Origin of the sequence: Stappia sp. BW2 (assembly GCF_008107695.1) — a bacterium.
Classification (GTDB): Bacteria; Pseudomonadota; Alphaproteobacteria; order Rhizobiales; family Stappiaceae; genus Roseibium.
Genome location: NZ_VIRG01000025.1, coordinates 1 through 395 on the forward strand (window position 1 = coordinate 1; position 395 = coordinate 395).

Annotated in this window: 1 pseudogene; it reads left to right on the top strand. The window is 53.2% G+C overall.

Annotation, left to right across the window (positions count from 1 at the left end):
• Nucleotides 1-395: pseudogene (locus FMN63_RS00115) on the top strand (polyribonucleotide nucleotidyltransferase); the annotation flags it as partial.

A 395-nucleotide genomic window follows, 5' to 3' on the forward strand; every position in this document is an offset into this window, starting at 1 on the left:
CGCCGAAGCGTCGTGAAATCGCTCACGGTCGTCTGGCGAAGCGTGGCGTACTGGCTGTTATGCCAGAAGCTGACAAATTCCCGTACACCGTGCGTGTGGTTTCTGAAATCACCGAATCTAACGGTTCTTCTTCCATGGCTTCCGTGTGTGGCGCATCTCTGGCTCTGATGGATGCTGGCGTACCGATCAAAGCTGCTGTTGCGGGTATCGCAATGGGCCTGGTGAAAGAAGGCGACAACTTTGTTGTTCTGTCTGACATTCTGGGCGACGAAGATCACCTGGGTGATATGGACTTCAAAGTCGCGGGTTCCCGCGAAGGTATCTCTGCGCTGCAGATGGATATCAAAATTGAAGGCATCACCAAAGAGATCATGCAGGTTGCACTGAACCAGGCT